This window comes from Streptomyces sp. NPDC012769 (genome assembly GCF_042901205.1).
Classification (GTDB): domain Bacteria; phylum Actinomycetota; class Actinomycetes; order Streptomycetales; family Streptomycetaceae; genus Streptomyces.
Window position 1 is genome coordinate 930809 of record NZ_JBIBCP010000001.1, and the last position, 21132, is coordinate 951940.

The 21132-nt window shown below is 72.6% G+C and carries 20 protein-coding genes; 6 read left to right on the forward strand and 14 right to left on the reverse strand.

All coding sequences use genetic code 11. The annotated features are described in order from the left end of the window. Window positions 1-26 precede the first annotated feature (26 nt). From ACFY7C_RS04220 to ACFY7C_RS04235, 4 genes are all read right to left on the reverse strand, one after another. A complete protein-coding gene (locus ACFY7C_RS04220) occupies window positions 27-1307 on the reverse strand; it encodes a glycosyl hydrolase (protein WP_389643443.1) in 1281 nt (426 codons plus the stop codon). 46 nt (window positions 1308-1353) lie between these two features. Then, the gene (locus ACFY7C_RS04225) at window positions 1354-2202 is read right to left on the reverse strand and encodes a carbohydrate ABC transporter permease (RefSeq protein WP_389643446.1); all 849 of its coding nucleotides are present in this window, start codon (window positions 2200-2202) and stop codon (window positions 1354-1356) included. 4 nt (window positions 2203-2206) lie between these two features. Beyond that, the gene (locus tag ACFY7C_RS04230) at window positions 2207-3079 is read right to left on the reverse strand and encodes a carbohydrate ABC transporter permease (RefSeq protein ID WP_389643449.1); all 873 of its coding nucleotides are present in this window, start codon (window positions 3077-3079) and stop codon (window positions 2207-2209) included. 61 nt (window positions 3080-3140) lie between these two features. Beyond that, window positions 3141-4427 carry an ABC transporter substrate-binding protein gene (locus tag ACFY7C_RS04235; RefSeq protein WP_389645942.1) on the reverse strand — a complete coding sequence of 429 codons (1287 nt, stop codon included), beginning with the start codon at window positions 4425-4427 and terminating at the stop codon, window positions 3141-3143. A gap of 153 nt (window positions 4428-4580) precedes the next feature. On the opposite strand from ACFY7C_RS04235, the gene ACFY7C_RS04240 reads away from it, so the two are divergent. Together ACFY7C_RS04240 and ACFY7C_RS04245 are read left to right on the forward strand one after the other, a co-directional pair. Continuing rightward, window positions 4581-5627 (forward strand): LacI family DNA-binding transcriptional regulator, encoded by a 1047-nt coding sequence (locus tag ACFY7C_RS04240; RefSeq protein ID WP_389643452.1) that lies wholly within the window; start codon window positions 4581-4583, stop codon window positions 5625-5627. Window positions 5628-5726: 99 nt separating this feature from the next. Then, complete coding sequence (locus ACFY7C_RS04245; protein ID WP_389643455.1) at window positions 5727-8186, forward strand: discoidin domain-containing protein; 2460 nt, start codon at window positions 5727-5729, stop codon at window positions 8184-8186. A gap of 50 nt (window positions 8187-8236) precedes the next feature. On the opposite strand, the gene ACFY7C_RS04250 is transcribed toward ACFY7C_RS04245, so the two are convergent. Continuing rightward, window positions 8237-8863: a LysE family translocator gene (locus ACFY7C_RS04250; protein ID WP_389643458.1), complete on the reverse strand. Its 627-nt coding sequence runs from the start codon at window positions 8861-8863 to the stop codon at window positions 8237-8239. 99 nt (window positions 8864-8962) lie between these two features. Here ACFY7C_RS04250 and ACFY7C_RS04255 point away from each other — a divergent pair, with 99 nt between their 5' ends. Further along, window positions 8963-10324 (forward strand): hypothetical protein, encoded by a 1362-nt coding sequence (locus ACFY7C_RS04255; protein WP_389643461.1) that lies wholly within the window; start codon window positions 8963-8965, stop codon window positions 10322-10324. Window positions 10325-10345: 21 nt separating this feature from the next. Here ACFY7C_RS04255 and ACFY7C_RS04260 read toward each other — a convergent pair whose 3' ends face one another. The 4 genes from ACFY7C_RS04260 to ACFY7C_RS04275 all read right to left on the reverse strand — a co-directional run bounded on the left by ACFY7C_RS04260 (window position 10346) and on the right by ACFY7C_RS04275 (window position 15635). Then, window positions 10346-11581: a HEAT repeat domain-containing protein gene (locus ACFY7C_RS04260; protein ID WP_389643464.1), complete on the reverse strand. Its 1236-nt coding sequence runs from the start codon at window positions 11579-11581 to the stop codon at window positions 10346-10348. 90 nt (window positions 11582-11671) lie between these two features. After that, complete coding sequence (locus ACFY7C_RS04265) at window positions 11672-13510, reverse strand: ABC transporter ATP-binding protein (RefSeq protein ID WP_389643467.1); 1839 nt, start codon at window positions 13508-13510, stop codon at window positions 11672-11674. A gap of 168 nt (window positions 13511-13678) precedes the next feature. Continuing rightward, on the reverse strand, window positions 13679-14077 hold the full coding sequence (locus tag ACFY7C_RS04270; RefSeq protein ID WP_389643470.1) for a hypothetical protein: 399 nt from the start codon (window positions 14075-14077) through the stop codon (window positions 13679-13681). Window positions 14078-14255: 178 nt separating this feature from the next. After that, on the reverse strand, window positions 14256-15635 hold the full coding sequence (locus ACFY7C_RS04275) for an NAD(P)-binding domain-containing protein (RefSeq protein ID WP_389643473.1): 1380 nt from the start codon (window positions 15633-15635) through the stop codon (window positions 14256-14258). Between the two features lie 140 nt (window positions 15636-15775). On the opposite strand from ACFY7C_RS04275, the gene ACFY7C_RS04280 reads away from it, so the two are divergent. Then, complete coding sequence (locus ACFY7C_RS04280) at window positions 15776-16141, forward strand: ArsR/SmtB family transcription factor (protein ID WP_389643476.1); 366 nt, start codon at window positions 15776-15778, stop codon at window positions 16139-16141. Between the two features lie 3 nt (window positions 16142-16144). On the opposite strand, the gene ACFY7C_RS04285 is transcribed toward ACFY7C_RS04280, so the two are convergent. Then, window positions 16145-16891, reverse strand: coding sequence for an aquaporin (locus ACFY7C_RS04285; RefSeq protein ID WP_389645945.1), 747 nt, complete (start codon window positions 16889-16891; stop codon window positions 16145-16147). Beyond that, window positions 16882-17190: an ArsR/SmtB family transcription factor gene (locus ACFY7C_RS04290; RefSeq protein ID WP_389643479.1), complete on the reverse strand. Its 309-nt coding sequence runs from the start codon at window positions 17188-17190 to the stop codon at window positions 16882-16884. Before ACFY7C_RS04290 ends, ACFY7C_RS04285 begins: the two co-directional genes overlap by 10 nt. A gap of 86 nt (window positions 17191-17276) precedes the next feature. Between ACFY7C_RS04290 and ACFY7C_RS04295 the strand changes: the two genes are divergently transcribed. Continuing rightward, window positions 17277-17693, forward strand: coding sequence for an arsenate reductase ArsC (locus ACFY7C_RS04295; protein WP_389643482.1), 417 nt, complete (start codon window positions 17277-17279; stop codon window positions 17691-17693). Window positions 17694-17708: 15 nt separating this feature from the next. On the opposite strand, the gene corA is transcribed toward ACFY7C_RS04295, so the two are convergent. Together corA and ACFY7C_RS04305 are read right to left on the reverse strand one after the other, a co-directional pair. Further along, window positions 17709-18797 (reverse strand): magnesium/cobalt transporter CorA, encoded by a 1089-nt coding sequence (corA, locus tag ACFY7C_RS04300; RefSeq protein ID WP_389645948.1) that lies wholly within the window; start codon window positions 18795-18797, stop codon window positions 17709-17711. 97 nt (window positions 18798-18894) lie between these two features. Then, on the reverse strand, window positions 18895-19056 hold the full coding sequence (locus tag ACFY7C_RS04305; protein ID WP_345484196.1) for a DUF5670 family protein: 162 nt from the start codon (window positions 19054-19056) through the stop codon (window positions 18895-18897). A 151-nt stretch (window positions 19057-19207) separates the two neighbouring features. On the opposite strand from ACFY7C_RS04305, the gene ACFY7C_RS04310 reads away from it, so the two are divergent. Next, window positions 19208-20290, forward strand: a complete 1083-nt coding sequence (locus ACFY7C_RS04310) for a lactonase family protein (protein ID WP_389643485.1) — start codon at window positions 19208-19210, stop codon at window positions 20288-20290. Between the two features lie 44 nt (window positions 20291-20334). On the opposite strand, the gene ACFY7C_RS04315 is transcribed toward ACFY7C_RS04310, so the two are convergent. Next, window positions 20335-20979, reverse strand: coding sequence for a DUF6328 family protein (locus tag ACFY7C_RS04315; RefSeq protein WP_389643488.1), 645 nt, complete (start codon window positions 20977-20979; stop codon window positions 20335-20337). Window positions 20980-21132: the final 153 nt, after the last annotated feature.

Below are 21132 nucleotides of genomic sequence, written 5' to 3' on the forward strand. Positions count from 1 at the left end.
CGGAGGGCGCGGGGACGGGGAGGAGGTCAGGGACGACGGCCGGCGCCGAGGTCGCCGGGGGTGAGGAGCTCGGTGATGCCGCGGGCGGCGAGATGGGCCGGGTCGGCGGCGCGGTCCGCGAGGACCACGGCCGGGCGGGCCCCGTCCGCGGCGAGCCGCATGAACGCCTCGAAGTAGGGGCCGCCGGGGCCGCACGCGGCGCGCTTGGGCGCGTCCTCGGGGAGGTCGACGACGAGGGCGGTGCTCCGGGGGGCCGGCCGGTCCGCTGCCGCGCGGGCCTCGGCGACGGCGTCGGCGAGTGCCCGGCCGGCCGGCTTGACCTGCCGGTCGTTGGTCAACAGGCCGAGGCTGTACTCGAGTTCGGGGAAGTCGGCGAGAGAGGGGTCGACGTCGTGGGAGCACCACCATGTGATACCCCACAGATCGGGGCAGTCGAGCGCGGCGGCGACGGTCGTCCGGGTGAACGCGGCCGCGCGGTCGGCGGGGACGTGCGGGGCGGGGGCGCCGACCTCCTGGAGCCAGACCGGCCGGCGGGGGTCCTCCGCCCAGGCCTTGGACAGCTCGATCAGATACGCGGCGTGCTGCCCGACGGCGGCGGAGTCGGGGCCGTAGCGCTGCGCGGTCCCGTTGAAGACCCAGGAGTGGACGGCGGTGACGGCGCCCAGGCGGGCGGCGTGGGCGGGGGTGAAGGGGTGGTCGTCCAGATACCAGGCGGCGTCGTAGGCGGCGTGCAGATGGAGCCGGCCGGGGGCGCCCTCCTCGCAGGCGGCGAGCACGCGGCGCAGCCAGGACTCGGCCTGGTCGGGGGTGACGCGGTCGGGGTCGGGATGGGGCTCGCCGGAGAACTGGTCGATCTCGTTGCCGACGGTCATCCCGAGGAAGTTCGGCCGGTCGGCGAGGGCGGCGGCGAGGGCGCGCAGATAGGTGCGCTGGCCGTCGATGACGTCGGGGTCGGTGAAGAGGTTGCGCCGGTGCCAGGTGCGGGTCCAGGCGGGCAGGAAGTCGAAGCTGGAGAGGTGGCCCTGGAGGCCGTCCACGGCGACGTCGAGGCCGCGTTCGCCGGCCGCGTCGACGAGCCGGCCGAGCTGGTCGAGGGCCCGGGGGCGGATCAGGGTGCGGTTGGGCTGGAACAGCGGCCAGAGCGGGAAGACGCGGACGTGGTCGAGTCCGAGGGCCGCGACGGAGTCCAGGTCGGCGCGGACGGCGTCGAGGTCGAAGTCGAGCCAGTGGTGGAACCAGCCCTGGCTGGGCGTGTAGTTGACGCCGAAGCGCGGACCGGGACGGTCCAGGGGGTTCGTCGTGTGCATGCGGTCCCTTCGCGGTGGAGGGGTGCGGCGGACGGTCGTCGTGGGGTCAGCCCTTGATCGCGCCCTCCTCGACCCCTTTGAAGAAGAAGCGCTGGAGCACCGCGAACACGGCCACCACCGGCAGGAAGGCGATCATGGTGCCGGCGGCGATCAGCCGGGGGTTGGCGGAGAAGGTGCCGTCGAGGTACTGAAGTCCGACCGTGAGCGTGTAGCTCGCGGGGTCGTTGAGCACGATCAGCGGCCAGAGGAAGTCGTCCCAGGCCCCGATGAAGGTGAAGATGACGACGACGCTCAGCATGCCGCGGACGGCCGGCAGGCCCACGTGCACCAGCCGCTGCCAGGCGTTGGCCCCGTCCACCAGCGCGGCGGCGTCGAGTTCGGGTGGGACGGCCCGGAAGGCGGTGTACATCAGGAGCACGTTGAGCATGGCGATGGCGCCGGGCAGGGCGACGCCGAGGAGGGTGTCGGTGAGGCCGAGGCTGCGGACCGTGACGTACTGGGAGACGATCGTGACCTCGCCGGGCAGCACCAGCGTGGCGACGAAGAGGCCGAGGACGAGCCGGGCGCCCCGGAAGCGCAGCCGGGCCAGGGCGAAACCGGCGAGGGTGGCGCCGACGACGTTCCCCACGACGGCGATCGCGGCCACGATCAGCGAGTTGGCGGCGTAGGTCCACACCGGGACGGTGTCGGCGACCTGGACGTAGTTGGCGAGGGTGGGGTCCTTCGGCAGGAAGTCGGGGGTGCGGGACCAGACGTCCTCGCCGGGGCCCTTGAGCGAGGTGGACAGCTGCCACAGGAAGGGACCGACGGTGAGGAGCAGGACCAGGACGAGGAGGAGGTAGCGGACCGCCTTCTCGGCGGTGGAGGGGGTACGGCCGCTGCTGCCGGTGCTCATGCCGTCACGCCGCCTTCCGGTTGAGCCGGGCCAGGACGAGCATCGGTCCGACGGTGAGGACGAACAGCAGCACGCTGAGGGCCGAGGCGTAGCCGAGGTGCCCGGTGAAGCCGCGGCTGTACATCTGGATGAGCATGACCACCGACATGTCGCGCCCGCCGGGTCCGCCGGTGCCGTTGGACAGCACGTACAGCTCGGAGAAGATCCGCAGCGCGGAGACGGAGATGAGAACGGAGATCAGGAGCATCGCCGGGCGCACTCCGGGCAGGGTGACGTGCCAGAACCTGCGGACGGCGGAGGCGCCGTCGACGGCGGCGGCCTCGTGCAGCTCGCGGCCGACGTTCCCGAGCGCGGACAGGTAGATGACCATGTAGTAGCCGAGTCCCTTCCACACCGTGAGGGCGATGGCGCTGAACAGCAGCAGCCAGCGGTCGGTGAGGAAGGAGACCGGACGGTCGGTGACGCCGAGCTGGTGCAGCATGCCGTTGAGCAGGCCCCGGTCGTCGAGCACCCAGCCCCAGATGACGCCGACGACGACGGCCGAGGCGACGACCGGGGTGTAGAAGGCGGTGCGGAAGAAGGTGATGCCGGGCAGCTTCCTCTCCACGAGGAGGGCGAGCAGCAGCGGCAGCAGGGTGAGCAGGGGGAGACAGACGAGGAGGTAGAGGACGCTGTTGACGAGGGCGTCGGTCAGCTGGTCGTCGTCGAGGGCCCGCCGGTAGTTGGCGAGGCCGGTGAAGTGTCCTCCGCCGAGCGGTCTGGCGTTGGTGAAGGACAGGATCACGGTGTTGACGGCGGGCCACAGGTTGAAGACGGCCAGCCAGACCAGGGCGGGACCGGCGAGCAGCCAGGGCGTGAACCAGCGCCGGTGTGTCATGGGATGCCTTCCGATGGAGCCGGTCGGTCCGGCGGAGGAGGTCGGTCCTCGGGGGAGCCGGTCAGTCCTTCAGGAGCTGGTTGGCGCGGGTGACCGCGGTGTCCAGGGCCTCCTTGGAGCCGGTCTGGCCGCTGATGGCGAGGGCGATCTGCTGGTTGACCAGCGTCTTGATCGCGTCGTTGGCCTGGACGGGTTCGAGGACGCGGGCCGTGGCCAGCGAGCGGAAGGCGGTGACCTTGGCGTCGCCGGCGTTGCTGCCGTCGCTCCTGCTGAAGAACGGGTCGGCGGCGGAGGCCGTGGTGGACGGGAAGATGCTGGTCTCGCGGGCGAAGGCGGCCTGGTTCGCGGCGTTGGTCACCCAGCGGGCGAGGGCGAGGGCGGCGGCCGGGTTCTTGGTGTTCCTCGGGACGGACAGGCCCTGGACGTACAGCGGCGGGGTGCCCATCGCCGGGGAGGAGACCACCTTGGGGGCGAGGGTCGGGTTGTCCGTGGCGAGGCTGGTGATGTAGTTGGCGCCGGCGGTGGTCCAGGCCGCGGTGCCGGAGCTGAAGAGCTTGGTGTTGCCCGCGTAGGTCTCGGTGAGGACGTCCTTGGGCAGCAGGCCCTCCTTGAAGGCCGCGCGGTAGGTGTCGAGGACGGCGACGGCCTCGGGGGTGTTGAAGGTGAAGGTCTTCCCGTCCCCCGACATGATCGGCACACCGGCGTTGGCCAGGTCCATGAGATTGGGCTTGCGGCTCATCAGATACGTCTGGCCGCCGGACTTCGCCTTGACCGTACGGGCCGCGGCGACGAGCTCGTCGAGCGAGGCCGGGGGCTTCTTCGGGTCGAGGCCGTACCGCGTGAAGAGCTCGCCGTTCCAGTAGTTGACGTCGGTGTTGAGGTACCAGGGGTAGCCGTAGGTGCCCTCGTGGCCGGGGAAGCGGTACGCGTCGAGGCCGCCCTTGACGTAGTCGGCGGCGACCGCCGGGTCGGCCTTGCCGACGTCGAGCAGCAGGTTCTGCTTCACCAGCGGCAGTGCGAAGTCCGGCGGCAGGTTGACGACGTCGGGCAGGGTGCCGCCGGCGGACTGGCTGAGGACCTTGTCCGCGTAGCCCTCGCCCGGCTGGTCGAGCCACTCGACCTCGACGCCCGGGTACTTCTTCTCGAAGCCGGCGATCACGCCCTCCACATAGGCGGTGAACTTCGGCTTGAGGGCCCAGGTCTGGAGCGAGACCTTGCCCTTGACCTCGCCGCCGGTGCCGGCCGGGGCGGGAGAACCGGAGTCCTCGGCGCCGCCGAGACCGCAGCCGGCGAGGGTCACTGCCGCGACGGCGACGGCCGTCCACCGCGCCCACCGGCTCCTTCGCATGTGTCGCACGAGGTTGTCTCCCTTGCTCTGGTGTTGCTCGGGATGTGCGGGACCTTGCTTGACTAAACCGGTCTAGCGATGCGGGACTATGCTCCCGGCTAAACTCCGGTGTCAAGAGAGCGTGCGGAAACGCGCGAGACGAGGGGGCGTCCGATGGCGAGACCCACCATCGCCGACATCGCCAGGGAGGCGGGCGTCTCCAAGGGAGCCGTCTCCTTCGCGCTCAACGGCCGCCCGGGCGTCAGCGAGGCGACCCGGGACCGGATCCTGCGGGTCGCCGAGCGGATGAACTGGCGTCCGCACAGCGCCGCCCGCGCCCTGGGCGGGGCCCGGGCCGGAGCCGTCGGGCTGGTGCTGGCCAGGCCCGCCCGCACGATCGGACTCGAACCGTTCTTCGGCCAGCTGCTCTCCGGGCTCCAGGCCGCGCTCTCCACCCGGGGGACGGCCCTCCAGCTGCTCGTCGTCGAGGACACCGCGGCCGAGATCGAGGTCTACCGGCGGTGGACCTCCGAGCACCGGGTGGACGGCTTCGTGCTGGTCGACCTGCAGGTGCGCGATCCACGCGTCCCCGTCCTGGAGGAACTCGGCACCCCGACCGTCGTCCTCGGCGGTCCCGGCCGGCACGGCCGGCTGCCCGCCGTCTGGGCCGACGACCGCGAGGCGATGACCTCGATCGTCGAATACCTGGCGGCCCTCGGCCACCGTCGGATCGCCCACCTGGCCGGCCTGCCCTCCTTCCAGCACACCCGGCGCCGGATCCGGGCCGTACGGGACGCGGCGCGGCGGCTCGGCCTGGCCGACGCCGTCTCCGTGCCCACCGACTTCAGCGACGCGGAGGGCGCGGCGGCCACCCGGGCCCTCCTCGCCCGGCCGGGGCCGCAGCGGCCGACGGCGATCGTGTACGACAGCGACGTGATGGCGGTGGCGGGCCTCGGGGTCGCGGCGGAGATGGGCGTGCCGGTCCCCGGCGAGCTGTCGGTCGTCTCCTTCGACGACTCCGCCCTCGCCCGGATCGTGCACCCCTCGCTCACCGCGCTCTCGCGGGACACCTTCGCCCTCGGCGAGCAGGTCGCGACCGCGCTGCTCACCCTGGTGGACGACCCTTCCTCGGCCCGGGACGTCAAGAACCCGACCCCGCGTCTGACGGTCCGCGAGAGCACCGCGGCGCCGGCGGGCGACCGGGTGCGTTCCACACCTTGACGCGCTTACTAAAGCCCTTTAGCCTCCGGCTCCGGACCATCGCACATCGCGCCACCGGCACCACCAGCCCCTTCCCCCTCCCGCTGGACCGGAGCTCCGATGAGAAGACCCCTGCATCTCCTGCTGGCCGCCGCCCTCTCCGCCGCGGCGCTCGCCCTCGTCACCCCACCGAGTGCCTCGGCGACGAGCCCCCTGCCCTCCGACAACGTTGTCGGCGCCGTCGCCGCCTCGGGCAACCAGCCGTACGCCTCGTACTGGTACCCGAACACGATCCTGAACTGGGACCCCGCCACCGATCCCGACGCCCGGTTCAACCGCTCCCGCGTGCCGCTGGCGGCCCGGGTGTCCGACCCGGCGCTGAAGGCGAACGCCAACGCCCGCGCCGGCGAGGGCGAGGTCGCCTCGCTGGTGTCCTTCGCGCCGACGTCCAACAACCCCTCCCAGGGTTCCCTCGACCCCCGCTATTACGCCTTCGGACACTGGCAGTACGTCGACAAGCTGGTGTTCTGGGGCGGTTCGGCCGGTGAGGGTCTGATCCTCGCGCCCAACCCCACCGTGATCGACGCCGCCCACCGCAACGGCGTCAAGGTGTACGGCACGGTCTTCTTCCCGCCCACCGCCTACGGCGGCCAGATCCAGTGGGTCCGCGACTTCGTCCAGAAGTCCGGCACCCGCTACCCCGTCGCCGACAAGCTCGCCCAGGTCGCCAGGCACTACGGCTTCGACGGCTGGTTCGTGAACCAGGAGACGGCCGGCGGTGACGCCGCCCTCGCCACCGAGATGCGCAACACCATGCGCTACGCCCGCTCCCTCGGCCCGGTCGAGTTCATGTGGTACGACGCGATGACCGAGTCCGGCTCGGTGACCTGGCAGGACGCGCTCACCACCGCCAACGACTCCTTCCTCCAGGAGGGTGCGCAGCGCACCAGCGACTCGATGTTCCTCGACTTCGGCTGGGACGCCACCGACCTGAACTCCTCCCGGACCCTGGCCCGGAACCTCGGCCGTAGCGAGTACGAACTGTTCGCGGGCATCGACACGGAGGCGAACGGCTACAACACCGGCGTCCCCTGGAGCGCGGTCTTCCCCGCCGGACAGCCGCACACCACCTCACTGGGGATCTACCGCCCCGAGTGGACCCACAACTCCTCGACCGACCGGGCCGACTCCCATGCCCGCGAGGCCCGTTACTGGGACGGCGCCAACGGGGACCCGTCGAACACGACGACGACCTCCGCCTGGAAGGGCCTCGCGCACTACGTCGCCGAGTCCTCCCCCGTCACCGCCAAACCGTTCGTCACCTCCTTCGACGCCGGCCAGGGCGACTTCTACCACTCCGCCGGCGTCCGCGTGTCCTCCGCCGGCTGGAACAACCTGTCCCTCCAGGACGTGCCGCCCACCTACCGCTGGCTGGTGCAGTCCACCGGGACGAAGCTCAAGCCGTCGATCGACTTCACCGACGCCTACGAGGGCGGCTCGGCGCTGCGCCTCACGGGCCCGCTGGACGCCGTCAACACCGTGCGGCTCTACCAGACCCGGCTGCCCGTGTCCGCCGACACCAGGCTGTCCGTGGTGGTGAAGACCCCGTCCGCCGGGCCGACCCGCCTCAAGGCGGCGGTCTCCTTCACCGACGCGCCGACCGTCTTCACCACCCTGGACCTCGGCTCCACCACGACGGCCGGCTGGGAGCGCAGGACCCTCGACCTGTCCGCGTACGCCGGGCGCACGGTGGCCCAGATCGGACTCCAGACCACGGGCACCGCCTCGTCGTACGACATCAAGGTCGGTCAGATCGCCCTGTACGACGGCACGGTGGACGCCCCGGCGGCGCCGACCGCGCCGACCGTCCTCGGCACGACGGACACCGGCGCCGGCGTGAAGTCGCTGCGGATGGCCTGGACGGCCTCCGCCCAGGGGCCGGGCTCCGGCGCGGTGCACCACTACGAGGTGTACCGCCGCAACCCGGACGGCACCCGCACCTTCCTGGGCGCCACTCCCCAGGACAGCTACTTCGTGCCGAAGCTGGAGCGGGTCGGCACCGAGACGTCGACGACGCTCGACGTGGAGGCGGTCTCCACCGAGTTCGGCCGCTCCTCAGCCGCGAGCACCACCGTGACCTGGTCGGCGACGGCCGACGCCAACCTCGCGCTGAACCGGCCGGCGACGGCCTCCGGGCAGTGCAACGCCTCGGAGACGCCGGCCAAGGCGGTCAACGGCGGCGTCTCGGGCGGCAACGCCGACAAGTGGTGCACGACGACCTCCGCCAAGTGGCTGGAGGTGGACCTCGGTGCCGCCCGGACCCTGAACCGTTTCGTGGTGAAGCACGCGGCGGCGGGCGGCGAGAGCGCGAGCTGGAACACGAAGGACTTCCGCCTGGAGGTCCGTGACAGCGCGAGCGCCCCGTGGACCACGGTCGCGACCGTCACCGGCAACACGGCGGCGACGACCACCCATCCGGTCGCGGTGACGGCCCGTCATGTCCGGCTGGTGATCACCGCGCCCACCCAGACCTCGGATCCGGCGGCCCGGATCTACGAGTTCGAGGCCTGGGGGTCGTAAGACCGGGAGACGGCCGCCGCGGGGTGTCGGGCGTCTCGGGGAAGCGGGCGTCAGGCCTGGGCCGTGGCGACCTTCACCCCGAAGCCGATCAGGACGACCCTGGTGATCCGCTCCATGGTCCGGCGTACGGTGGCCCGCGCGAAGAACGCGCGGGCCCTCGCCAGCAGCAGCACATAGCCGCCGAGCCAGACCACCGTGAGCGCCGCGTGGACGAGGACCAGGAGCGACATCCCCGTGTGCGGGGAGAGGCCGTGGGGCGCGAGCGTCGGCAGCAGACCGGTGTAGAAGACGGCGATCTTCGGGTTGAGGACGTTGCTCACGAGGCCGGTGCGCCAGGGATGCCCGGACGGCGGCGGTGTCTCCACCGCCGCCGGCTTCCCGTCGTGGCGGCCCCGACGGGCGGCGAGCAGGGACTGCACCCCGAGGAGGACGAGATAGACGGCGCCGGCCAGTTTGACCACGGTGTACGCGGTGGCGGACGCGGCCAGCACGGCGGCGAGCCCCGCCACGGACAGCACGCCCCAGACGAGCAGCCCGGTGCTGATCCCGGCGACGGTCCGCAGGCCGTCGCGCCACCCGGCGGCGACCGCGCGGCGCGTGACGACCGCCATGTCCGGTCCCGGCACCATGGTGAGCAGGGCCAGCACACCGGCCGCGGCAAGGAATTCGTACACCATGCCGACGAGTCTGCCACCCGCCACCGACAGTTCCCGACCCGGCCGCCCGCGGTGCCGGAGCCTGTTCCGCGGGCGGGCGGTCGTGGTCGACTGGAGTGCATGACACAGCTGAGCCGCACCTATGTGGACGAGTGCCTGAACGGGAACGAGGGACTGCGGGACGCGGTCGCGCGCGCGGAGCTGCCGCCGGCCTTCGACGAGGCCTGGCGCCGCCATCTGCTGCCCCGGCCGTGGTTCGTGCGGGCGGACGAGATGGCGCGGTTCGCACGGGACCTGGAGGAACTGTTCGAGCTCCTCGTCTCGCTGCCGGACCGGCTCTTCGACGGCGACCGGGCGCGGTTCGCGGCGGAGCTCGGTCTCGCGCCCCGGCACGCGGAGCTGCTGCTGCGGGCCGCCGAGGGGCGCCCGGCGAAGCTGGGGCGCGCCGACGCGTATCACGACGGGACCGGTTACCGGCTGCTGGAGTTCAATCTCGGCAGCGAGGTCGGCGGCATGGACATGGCCGTGTGCAACGAGGCGCTGCTCGGGGTCGGGGAGTTCAAGGCCTTCGCCGCCGAACACGGGCTGCATCATGTGGACACGGCGGCGCGGCTCGCGGCGGATCTGCGCGCCCGGGCCCGGCCCGCGCTCGCGGGCGGCGGGGCGGAGCCGGTGGTCGGGCTCGTCGAGGGCAACGGCGCGGTGGCCTCGTACGGGAGGCTGATGCGGGCCTTCCAGGAGGCGATGGCGGCGCAGGACCTGGAGCTGCGGATCGGCGAGGTCGGCGAGCTGCGGGCCCGGCCGGACGGCAAGCTGACCCTGGGCGGCGCCCCGCTCGATCTGGTGCTGCGGAACTTCGGCGCGCGTCAGCTGCTCGACGACGCTGCGGGGCCGGAGGTCGCGGAGCAGCTGTTCCGGGCCCACGAGGCGGGCCGCACGGTGCTGTTCACGTCTCTGGAGAGCGGTCTGTACGCGCACAAGAACGCGCTCGGGCTGCTGTCGGACCCGCGCTGGGCCGGGGCCTTCGACGGAGGGGAGCGTGCCCTGGTGGACCGGGTGCTGCCGTGGAGCCGGACGCTGCGGACCGGCGCCCCCGCGGCGCTGTTCGACGAGTGCCGGGAGCGGCGGGAGCGGCTGATCCTCAAGCCCGGTGCGGGGTACGGCGGTCTGGACACCTATGTCGGCTGGGAGTGCACGGACGCCGAGTGGAGCGAGGCGCTGACGGTCGCCGCCGGCCGCGGCTATCTGGCGCAGGAGCGGGTGGTGCCCCGTCCGGAGCCGGTCCAGGATCCAGCGGAGGGCACGGCCGACGGCTCGGCCGGGGGCACGGCGGAGGACTGGATCGCGGCGGTGGGCGTCTTCCTCGCCTCCGGTGGTTACGCCGGGGCGCACGCCCGCGCGAACCGGGCCGACGGCGGCGCGATCGTCGGCATGAGCAGCAACCCCGGCACCCGCATGGCCTGCGTGTTCTCCCACCCCTGAGGGCGCGGTACCGGGCCTGCCTCAGCCCCGCCCGTCGCGGCGCATCTCGTAGCGCCAGACCTCGTCGCGGTCGTACTCGTGCGGCGTGCCGGGCGGGGCCGGCGGGAGGCGCCGGTCGCCTTCGACGCAGCGTTCGTCGTCGTGGCGGGCGAGGCCGTACACGGCGGCGACGCGGACCCGGCGTTCCGGGTCGTCCAGGAGCGCGGCCATGGCGTCGGCGAGGTCGGGGGCACGGTCCTTGCCGGAGGCGACCGTGTAGCAGGCGCGGTACCGCACGTCCGCGTCCGGGTCGGTCATCAGGGCGAGCAGCGTGTCGCGGACGGCCGGGGCGAAGGCCGGGGCGTGGCTGTCGAGGCCGCCGGCCACCGCGTGCCGGACGCGGGGGTCCTGGTGGTCCGCGTGGGGCAGGAGGGCCGTGTCCACCTGCGGGGAGGGGTGCTCGGACAGACCGAGCAGCACCTCGGCGAGCACGGCGGGGTCCTCCTCGGCGGCCGCCCAGTCCGTGAAGAGCCTCAGGGCGGGGGTCTTGAAGGGGTCCTCCTCCCGGTCGTCGAAGAGATAGGTCAGCCGCAGCACCTCGGCGCCGAAGAGCCGGTGCGCCGGGTCGGGGTGCGCGCGCAGGGCTTCCGCGGCCCGCCAGGTGTGCGGGTCGCGGCGGTGCGCGAGGAGCATGGTGGACGCCGACCAGGTGGGGTGCTCCTGGTCGGGGCGGCTCAGCGCGCGTCGCCTCAGCTCCTCGAAGGAGAGGGCGGTGCCGAGCCTCGCGTCCAGGTCCGTGAGGACCGCCCCGTGCCCGTCCCGTACCGTCGCCCCGTCGAGCGCCAGCTCGTCCACGACGTGGAACTCGCCGTCCGGGACGCGGGTGCGGGCCACGGGACCGCGGGCGCCCGTACGGCGCCGCAGTTCCGCCTCGGCGCCCGTCTCGTACCACCGTCGCGCGAGGTCGTGTGCCTCCCGCAGCTCGTCCTCGTCGGGCGTCCACCGCCCCGGCTCGCTCAGCACGGCCTCGGCGAGTGCCGGTGAGCCGGAGTCGACCGCCTTGCGCAGCGGCCGTACGCCGTCCGGTCCGTGCTGTTCGCGGTCGGCGCCGTGCTCGACGAGGAGCCGGGCGGTGGACGGGGCACGGCACTCGATCGCCAGGCACAGGGCCGGGGTTCCGCGTTCGTCGCGCGCGTCGGGGTCGGCGCCCGCCAGGAGCAGACGTTCCACGGCGTCGGTGTCCCCCGCCCGTACCGCCGCTATGAGAAAGGCTTCCACGTACGTCCTGTTCCTCGTCGCCCGTTCTTCCGGTCCAGGGTGCCGTGTCGGTCCCGCCGGGTCCGCACCGGCCTCACGGCCGGTGCGGGTTCAGTGCACCTCGACCCCCTCCGGGGTGGACGGGCTGTCGTCGAGGAAGCCGCCCGACTGGTGCTGCCACAGCTTGGCGTACGGCCCGTCCGCGAGGAGCAGTTCCTGGTGGGTGCCCTGTTCGACGACGTGGCCGCGGTCGAGGACGACCAGTCGGTCCATGCCGGCGACGGTGCTGAGGCGGTGCGCCACGACGAGGGCCGTGCGTCCCTCCATGAGCCGCCACAGGGCGTCCTGGACGAGGATCTCGCTCTCGGAGTCGAGGGCGCTGGTGGCCTCGTCGAGCAGCAGGATCGGCGCGTCGCGGAGGATCGCCCGGGCGAGGGCGACGCGCTGGCGCTGTCCGCCGGAGAGCTTCACGCCGCGCTCGCCGACCATCGTGTCGAAGCCGTCCGGCAGCGTGTCGGCGAACTCGGTGACGTGGGCCGCCTCGGCCGCGCGGCGGATCTCGGCCTCGGTGGCGTCGGGCCGGGCGAAGGCGATGTTCTCCCGCAGGGTGCGGTGGAACATGGCCGGTTCCTGCGGGACGTAGGCGATGAGGCCGCGCAGGTCGGCCTGGGACATCCGGCTGATGTCCTGGCCGCCGATCAGGATGCGGCCGGCGTCGACGTCGGTCATCCGCAGCAGCAGCCGGGTGAGCGTGGTCTTGCCGCCGCCGGACCGGCCGACGAGGCCGATCTTGGTGCCGGCGGGCACCTCCAGGTCGAGGTCCTCGAAGAGCGGCTTCCCGCCGCCGTGGGCGAAGGTCACCCGCTCGAAGCGCACGTCGGCGGCGCGGGGCGAGCGCAGCGGCTCGGGCGACTCGGGGTCGACGACGGTCGGCGGGGTGAGGAGGAGTTCGGTGAACTGGGCGGCCTCCGTCATGGAGCTCTCCAGCCGGCGGTAGATCTGGTTGAACTCGAACATGATCCGGGTCGCGTTGGAGTAGTACGTGAAGGCGACGATGACGGCCTCCACGCCGTGCTGCCCGGCACCGAGGGCGAGGGCGACGACCAGGCCGAGGACGTTGGTCAGCACGGACAGCGGCGCGACCAGGGTGTCGATGCGCAGGTTGCCGTAGTCCCAGGAGCGCAGGGTGAGCCGCCGGGACTCGGCGACGCGGGAGCGGTGCTCGGCGGCCTCGCGCTCCTCCGCGGCGAAGGCCCGGACGGTGTCCATGTTCATCAGGCTGTCGGCGACGTGCCCGGACACCCGGGCGATGGCCTCCTCCCGTTCGCCGACGAGCACTTGGCGGCGGCGGATCAGCGGGGTCACGCACACGGCCGTGAGCACGATCATCACGAGGAGGCCGACCACGAGGAGCGGCTCGTAGGTCCACAGGACCACCGACGCGAAGGCGAGCGGCACGAGTCTGCCCATGACGTTGAAGGTGAGGGCGTCGACGAACTCCTCGAAGCGGGAGGCGAAGCTGAGGACGCGTTTGGTCAGCGATCCGGCGAAGTTGTCGTGGAAGAACGCGGCGTCCTTGGCAAACAGTTCGTCCATGCCGACGACGTAGAGGCGCTCGATGCCGAGGGCGTCGAGACGGTTCAGGCAGTGCAGTCCGACGCGCCACAGCGCCTCGGACAGCAGCAGGACTCCGGCGAAGCCGAGCACGTACGGCAGCATCGCCCCGAGCCCGGTCGCGGCGCCGGTGCCGTCGTCCCCGGCGATGCGTCCGACGAGTTTCGCGACGAGGAGCGGCGCGATGTAGGCGATGCCGATGTTGCCCAGCGCCGGGAGCAGCAGCGCGGGCGCGGTCAGGAGGCGGAGACGGGCCAGTTCCCGTCCGTAATAGCGAAGGGCGAGGGTGACCGGGCCTTTGCCCGGTGAACTTCCGCGTGATTCGGGCGTTCCCATTCCAACCCTGTCTTGTCGGGCCTTCAGGTGAGAATGGGAAGTCTCCCGCACGACCGCTCGCGCGGTCCAAGCGTTTTTCGGCGGCTTTGACCGTGAGGACCTGCGGCCCTGAGGTGTCGGGGAATGCCTCGGGTGCCTGAGGTGTCCGGGGCGCCTGAGGCCCCGGTCCTAGCCCGCGGCCGGGACGCGGAGGCTGAGGCAGGCCCGCAGGGCGCTGTCGACGTGGGCGCCGAGGCCGGGCTCGGGGGCGAGCACGGCGAGGCGGTGCATGGTGAGCGCCGCCTCCCAGGCGGAGGTCTTGGCCAGGGAGTTGCCCCAGGAGGCGGCTTCGAGGCGCGCCCAGAGGTGGGCTCCGAAGCCGAGGTGAATCGTTCCTGCCCGGGACTCCTCCTCGTCCAGGGCGTGGCGCACCGCGGTCAGGAACGTGACGGCGTCCCCCGGACCCAGCGCGTCGATGACGATGCGGAGGTACGGGGCGATCAGGCCGGTCACCTCCGGCCAGTCCGCCTCGTCGCCGAAGCGCTCGCACAGTCGTACGTTGAGCGGGTGTCCCATGTCGTTGGTCATGCATGCACAGATACGTTTCCTCGCGTTCTGTACAAGGCCGCGACACGCGGTACGGCACCCTGCGCCGCCCGTATGGAGGGCCGGGATTGCATCGGGCGGACCCGTCGCGGCGAGGAGGACGGCCTCCCCCGCCGACGCCCCGGGCCGGCCGGTGACAAGCCGGCCGGCCGATGCTCCGTCAGCCGCAGGAGGGCGCGGGGCCGGTGGTGCCGAGCTGGATGAGGGCGGGGGCGGGGGCGCAGCAGCCGCCGCCTTCGCTCTGAGCTGCGTCGGCGTCGGTGTCGGGCTGCTCGAAGAGGCCGGCACCGCCGCAGACCCCGGTCTCGGGCAGGACGAGATCGACGCGCTCGGCGGACTCCCGGTCGCCGGCGATCGCGGCGACCACGGAGCGGACCTGCTCGTACCCGGTGAGGGCGAGGAAGGTCGGGGCGCGTCCGTACGACTTCATGCCCACGAGGTACACGCCCGGCTCGGGGTGGGAGAGCTCGTTCACGCCGTGCGGGTAGACGGTGCCGCAGGAGTGCTGGTTCGGGTCGATCAGCGGGGCGAGGGCTACGGGGGCCTGGAGGCGCTCGTCGAGGCCGAGGCGGAGCTCGGAGAGGAAGGACAGGTCGGGGCGGAAGCCGGTCAGGACGATGAGCTCGTCGACCGGGTCGAGCCGGCGGCCGTCCTCGGCCACGAGGACCAGCCGGTCGCCGCCCCGCTCGATCGCCTGCGTACGGAAGCCGGTGACGGCGTCGGCGTGGCCCTCGTCGACGGCGGCCTTGGCGGCGAGGCCGAGCGCGCCGCGGGCGGGCAGCTGGTCGGCGGTGCCGCCGCCGAAGGTGGCACCGGAGATGCCGCGGCGCAGGATCCAGGTGGCGTGCGTGCCGGCACCGTCCTCGGACTTCGCGAGCGCGGCGAGGGTCGCGAGGGCGGTGAAGGCGGAGGCGCCGGAGCCGATGACGGCGGTGCGCTTCCCGACGTAGCGGGCACGGACGGCGCTGTCGTCGAGGTCGGGGACGCGGTAGGAGATCCGGTCGGCGGCCGCGCGCTCCCCGAGGGCGGGCAGGCCGTCGCCGCCGGCGGGGCTCGGGAGCGACCACGTACCGGAGGCGTCGATCACCGCGCGGGCGAGGACGCGCTCCTCGCGGCCGTCGGCGTGGGTGACATGGACCGTGAAGGGCTGGGTCTCGCGGTCGGCGTCGACGATCCGGTCACGGCCCGCGCGCGAGACGCCGGTGACCGTGGCGCCGAAGCGGATCACGTCACCGAGGACGTCGGCGAGCGGCTGGAGGTAGTCGGCCGCCCAGTCGCCGCCGGTCGGGTACGTCTTCGCGTCGGGCTTCACCCAGCCGGTCGGCGCCAGGAGCTTCTCCGCCGCCGGGTCGGTCACCTCGCCCCAGGTGGAGAAGAGCCGCACGTGCGCCCACTCGCGCACCGCCGCGCCCGCCCGGGTGCCCGCCTCCAGGACCAGCGGCTCCAGGCCCCGGCCGACGAGGTGGGCGGCGGCGGCCAGACCGGCGGGGCCGGCCCCGATGACCACGACGGGGAGCTGCTCGGTGGCGGTGGTGGTCATGACGTTCCCCTAGCTGTATCGATGCCTGTCGATCTCTTCTGTCCACAGCATCGCAGCTGCTTCGACGAACGTCAACATAGACATTCATCAATTCAGGAGCTCCATGGGCGCCCTGATTCGATATGTGTCAACATAGATGCATGTCGAACATCAAGACCCTGCCGCTGCTCGGATCCGACTCCGTCGAGCCCTGCTGCCCGCCGCTCGACGAGCGCCCGCTGACGGCCGAGGAGGCGGAGCGGACCGCCGTCATGTTCAAGGCACTGGGCGATCCGGTCCGACTGCGGCTCTTCTCGGCCATCGCCTCCCACGAGGGCGGAGAGGCGTGCGTCTGCGACATCTCCGACGTCGGCGTCTCCCAGCCGACCGTCTCCCATCACCTGAAGAAGCTGAAGGAGGCCGGACTGCTCTCCTCCGAGCGGCGCGGCACCTGGGTCTACTACCGCGTCGAACCGGCCGTGCTGGCCGCGATGGGCCGCCTCCTCACCAAGGCCGCCGCGGCCTGACCGTCACGCCCGGGGCCGGGCGAAGACGACGGCGACCAGGGCGAGACCGACGACCGCGCCGACCAGCTGCACGCCGACGAAGCCGGGGACGGATGCGGGGGCGATGCCCGCGAAGGTGTCGGTGAAGGCGCGGCCGACCGTCACCGCCGGGTTCGCGAAGGAGGTCGAGGACGTGAACCAGTAGGCGGAGCCGATGTACGAGGCCACGGCGACGGGCGCGAAGCGGAGGCGGTCCGTACGGGCCAGGCCGAAGATCAGCAGGATCAGACCGGCGGTCGCCACCACCTCACCGAGCAGCAGGTTCCCGGCCGAGCGGTCGTGCGTGGACCACTTCACCAGAGGCTCGCCGAACATCGCGTCCGCGAGCACCGCGCCCGCTATCGCCCCCACGGCCTGCGCGGGGACATACGCGGCGAGCTCGCGCCCCGTCACCCCGCCGCCGCCCTCGCGCCGCCCGGTCCACCACTCCGCCAGGCTGACCACCGGATTGAAGTGCGCGCCGGAGACCGGCCCGAGGAGGGCGATCAGGACGCCGAGGCCGAAGACGGTGGCCGTGGAGTTGGCGAGCAGTTGCAGTGCCACGTCGTCGGTGAGCCGGGTGGCCTGGATGCCGGAGCCCACCACGATCGCCACCAGGGCGGCGGTGCCGACGAGCTCGGCGGCGGCGCGGGCGGTGAGCGGCGCCCGGAGCGGGGCGACGGCAGGGATCTCGGGCGCGGCGGGGACGGCGGGGGCGGTGGTCACGGGCAGGCTCTCTTGGTGTCGGCAGAGGCGCGGGCGGTGGCGGCCAGGTCGGCGAACTGTCCGGCCAGGGCTTCGATGACGTCCGGCTTGAGCCGGTAGTAGGTGAACCGCCCACAGGGCTCGGTCTCCACGACGCCGGCCTCGCGCAGCACTCTCAGATGGTTGGAGAGATTGGTCTGCCGGGCGCCGGTCTCCTCCACGAGGTGGGTGGTGCACAGCGTCTCGCGGGCGAGCAGGCTGACGATCCGGAGCCTCAGGGGGTCGGCGAGGACCCGGATCAGATCAGTGTCGACTGACGTCATCATGGACTGATACTTTCACATCGGCGAAGGCTGACACCAGCCCGCGCCGCCCCCTGGTGCCGTACCTGCCCTGCCGTGAGGAAGAACCGATGACCGCCACGACTCCGCCGCTCGCGTCCGTGCTCTTCGTCTGCGTCCACAACGCCGGCCGCTCCCAGATGGCCGCCGGATTCCTGCGACACCTGGCCGGCGACCGCGTCGAGGTCCGTTCCGCCGGTTCGGTCCCGGGCGACCAGGTCAACCCCTCCGCCGTCGAGGCCATGGCCGAGATCGGCATCGACATCGCCGACCAGAGGCCGAAGGTGCTCACCACGGAGGCCGTCCAGGCATCCGACTACGTCATCACCATGGGCTGCGGCGACGCCTGCCCGGTCTTCCCCGGCAAGAAGTACCTCGACTGGGCCCTCGAGGACCCGGCCGGCAAGGGCGTCGAGGCGGTCCGCCCCATCCGCGACCGGATCCGCACGCGCATCGAGGCCCTCATCGCCGAGATCGACGCCCGCTGACCCGCCCGCCGGAGCTCAGAGCCAGCCGTTTCGGCGGAAGCCGCGGTGGATCATGAAACAGGCGGCGACCATGACGCCCATCACCAAGGGGTAGCCGTAGGTCCAGCGCAGCTCGGGCATGTGCTCGAAGTTCATGCCGTAGACGCCGCAGACCATGGTGGGGACGGCGACGATCGCGGCCCATGCGGTGATCTTGCGCATGTCCTCGTTCTGCGCCACGGTCACCTGCGCGAGATGGGCCTGGAGGATCGAGTCCAGCAGGGCGTCGAAGGACGCGACCTGCTCGGTGACCCGGGCCAGGTGGTCGACCACGTCGCGGAAGTAGGCGCGGAACTCGGGGGCGACAATGGGCAGGGGCTCGGCGGCGAGCCGCTGCAACGGCCGGCCCAGTGGCGTCACGGCCCGCTTGAGTTCGAGGAGTTCGCGCTTGAGCTGGTAGATGCGGCCGGCGTCGCCGCGGTCCGCCTGCTCGGAGAAGACGGCGGTCTCGATGGCCTCGATGTCGTCCTGTACGGCGTCGGCCACGGCCAGATAGTCGTCCACGACGTGGTCCGCTATCGCGTGCAGCACGGCCGAAGGCCCCTTGGCAAGCTGCTCGGGCGTTGCCTCCAGGGCCTCGCGGAGCGGGCCGAGCGAGCCGTGGCCGCCGTGCCGGATGGTGATGACGAAGTCCGGCCCGGTGAAGGCCATCAGCTCACCGGTGTCCACCACCTCACTGGTGGCGGTGAGTTCGTCGTGCTCGACGTACCGGACCGTCTTGAAGACGGAGAACAGCACCTCGTCGTACTGCTCCATCTTCGGCCGCTGGTGGGCGTGGACGGCGTCCTCCACCGCCAGCGGGTGCAGTCCGAAGAGTTCGGCGAGGCCCGCGAACTCCTTCTCGTCCGGCTCGTGCAGCCCGATCCACACGAAGCCGTCGCCGCGGTCCCTGCGGCGCACGCGCCGCAGGGACTCCTCGGCCGAGCGGCAGTCGTCCTGCCGCACTCCGTCCACGTACACCACGCAGTTGACGACCGCACTGCCGAGCGGCGAGCGCGCCGGGTGACTGAGGTCCACGGCACGCCGGTACGTCCGGCGGACGGCGCTGCGCAGGCGGTGGATCATCGACACGGGGTCACTCCTTCGGGCGGATCGACGTCAGTCTGCCAGCGCCTCCATCCGTACGACAGACAACCCGGCGCCGACGCCCGTGTGCTGCGTCTCACCAGCGGTACCACCGCGCGCTGCCGCCCCGCGGCCGGGCCACGAACCCGACCAGCCACAGCACCAGCACGATGGCGGCGATCCACCACAGTGCCTTCAGCGCGAAACCCGCGCCGAAGAGTATGAGCGCCAGCAGAAGAACCAGAATCAGGGGAACCATGTGTATCAACCTCCGATGCGCCGCCTTCCCCGAGGTCCCGCTCCTATGCACCTCCGGTCGGCCCAACGGCCGGTGACCCCGCGGTGCGTGCCTCGTTGGGGGACCCATGAGCGGAGCTGAGCGGACAGAGCAGGCAGGGCGGACAGAGCCCGTGGAGCAGGCGGATCGGGCAGCGCGGGCGGGTGACGGCCGGTGGGCGTACATCGGCTCGTTCACGTCGGGCGGCGGTCGGGGCATCACGGTCGCGGCGGTGGACCCGGCCGACGGGGCGCTCACCCCGGTCACGACGGTGAACTCACTCCCCGATCCCTCGTGTCTGGCGCTCGTACGCGACACCGGTGTGCTCTACGCCGTCAGCGACGCCGACCCGGGGCGGGCGGCGGCCTTCCGGACCGGGGACGGGCGGCTGGCCCCGCTGGGGGCGCCCGTCGACGTCGGCGGTGCCGGCCCCGCGTACCTCAGCGTGGCAGGCGGCCGGCTCCTCACCGCCAACTACGGGGCCGGCAGCGTCAGCAGCCTGCCCCTCGGCTCCGACGGCGGGCCGGCGGGTCCGCCGGCCGTCCTTCGGCACGGGGGATCGGGGCCCGACCCGGAGCGGCAGACCGGCCCGCACGCCCACCAGGTGCTGCCCGACCCCGGCGGCCGCTGGCTGCTCTGCGTGGACCTCGGCACCGACTCCGTACGGGTGTGCGCGCTCGACCCGGACTCCGGCGCGCCGCGCCTGCACGAGGAGACGGCGCTGCGCGCCGGTTCCGGTCCGCGGCACCTGGCCTTCCACCCGGACACCGGCCCGGACGGCGGCGTGGTGTACGTCCTGCACGAGCTGATGCCGCAGCTGACGGTGTGCCACTGGGACGCGCGTGCCGGGCGGCTCCGCCCGGTGTCCGAGATCGCCGTCGTCGGCGACGACGTGCCCGAGGGCGTGCGGGCCTACCCGTCCGTCGTGCTGGTCGCGTCGGACGGGCGCTTCGCGTGGGCCGCGGTGCGTGGCACGAACAGGATCGTCACGCTGTCCCTGGAGGACGGCGCCGAGCGGCCACGGGTGACGGGCGAGGTGTCGTGCGGCGGCGAATGGCCGCGCGATCTCGTGGCGGACGACTCGGGGCGCCGGCTGTACGTCGTCAACGAGTGGTCCGGTGACATCACCTGGTTCGCGGTGGATCCGGACGACGGGCGGCTGCGCCCGGCGGGTGCGGTGGAGGTGCCGGCGGCGGCGTGCCTGGTGTTCTCCTGACGCCGAGGGCCGTGCGGGGCGCCGGGTGCTCCCGGGGCGCCCGGTCAGTCCTGGACGCCGCCGTCCCGGTCGTCCCGACCGCCGTCCCCGCCGCGGTCGTCGTCTCTGTCCCCGCCGCGGTCGTCGCCCCCGTCCTCGCCGTTGGTGTGCCGGACGCGGGCCCAGACGGGCAGGGCGAACCAGCAGATCAGGTACCAGGCGAGGACACCGGAGACGAGCCAGGGCACATAGCCGTCGTGGGTGGCCACCCGCAGGATGAGCAGGAGCGCCGAGGTCAGGGTCGCGAGCAGCAGGACGAGACCGACGAAGGTGAGCCGGGCGGCCCAGGCGACCGCCTGCGGCTTGATCCGCCGTCCCGACACGATCCGGTGGAACGCCACGGGCCCTATGAGGGCTCCGGTCGCCAGGGAGCCGAGCACGACCGTGACGATGTAGATCGTCTTGTCCGTCTGTCCCAGCTCCCGGAAGGTCGGGGTGAAGACCACGGTGAGCAGGAAGCCCAGCAGGATCTGCACCCCGGTCTGGGCGACCCGTATCTCCTGGATGAGCTCCTGCCACCGCCGGTCCGCGCGCTCTTCCCGGGTCTCGCGGCGCCCCGGCCGCCCCGACTCCGCCGGCCGCCTCGACTCTTCCGGCCGCCCCGTTCCCGACTCTTCCGGCTCGTGGCCGGCTCTCGCATCCGTTGCCATGCGGGGCGTCTTCCCGCGAAGGCGTTCCTCATCCGCGGCCGGAGAGCCGAGCACTCGGGGCAGGTGTGATCCGCGCGTGACGGGTTACGCGAGGACGGGTGAACCGCCGTTCCCCGTCGGGGGACGGTCCCGTCGAACGGAAGGGGTTTTTCC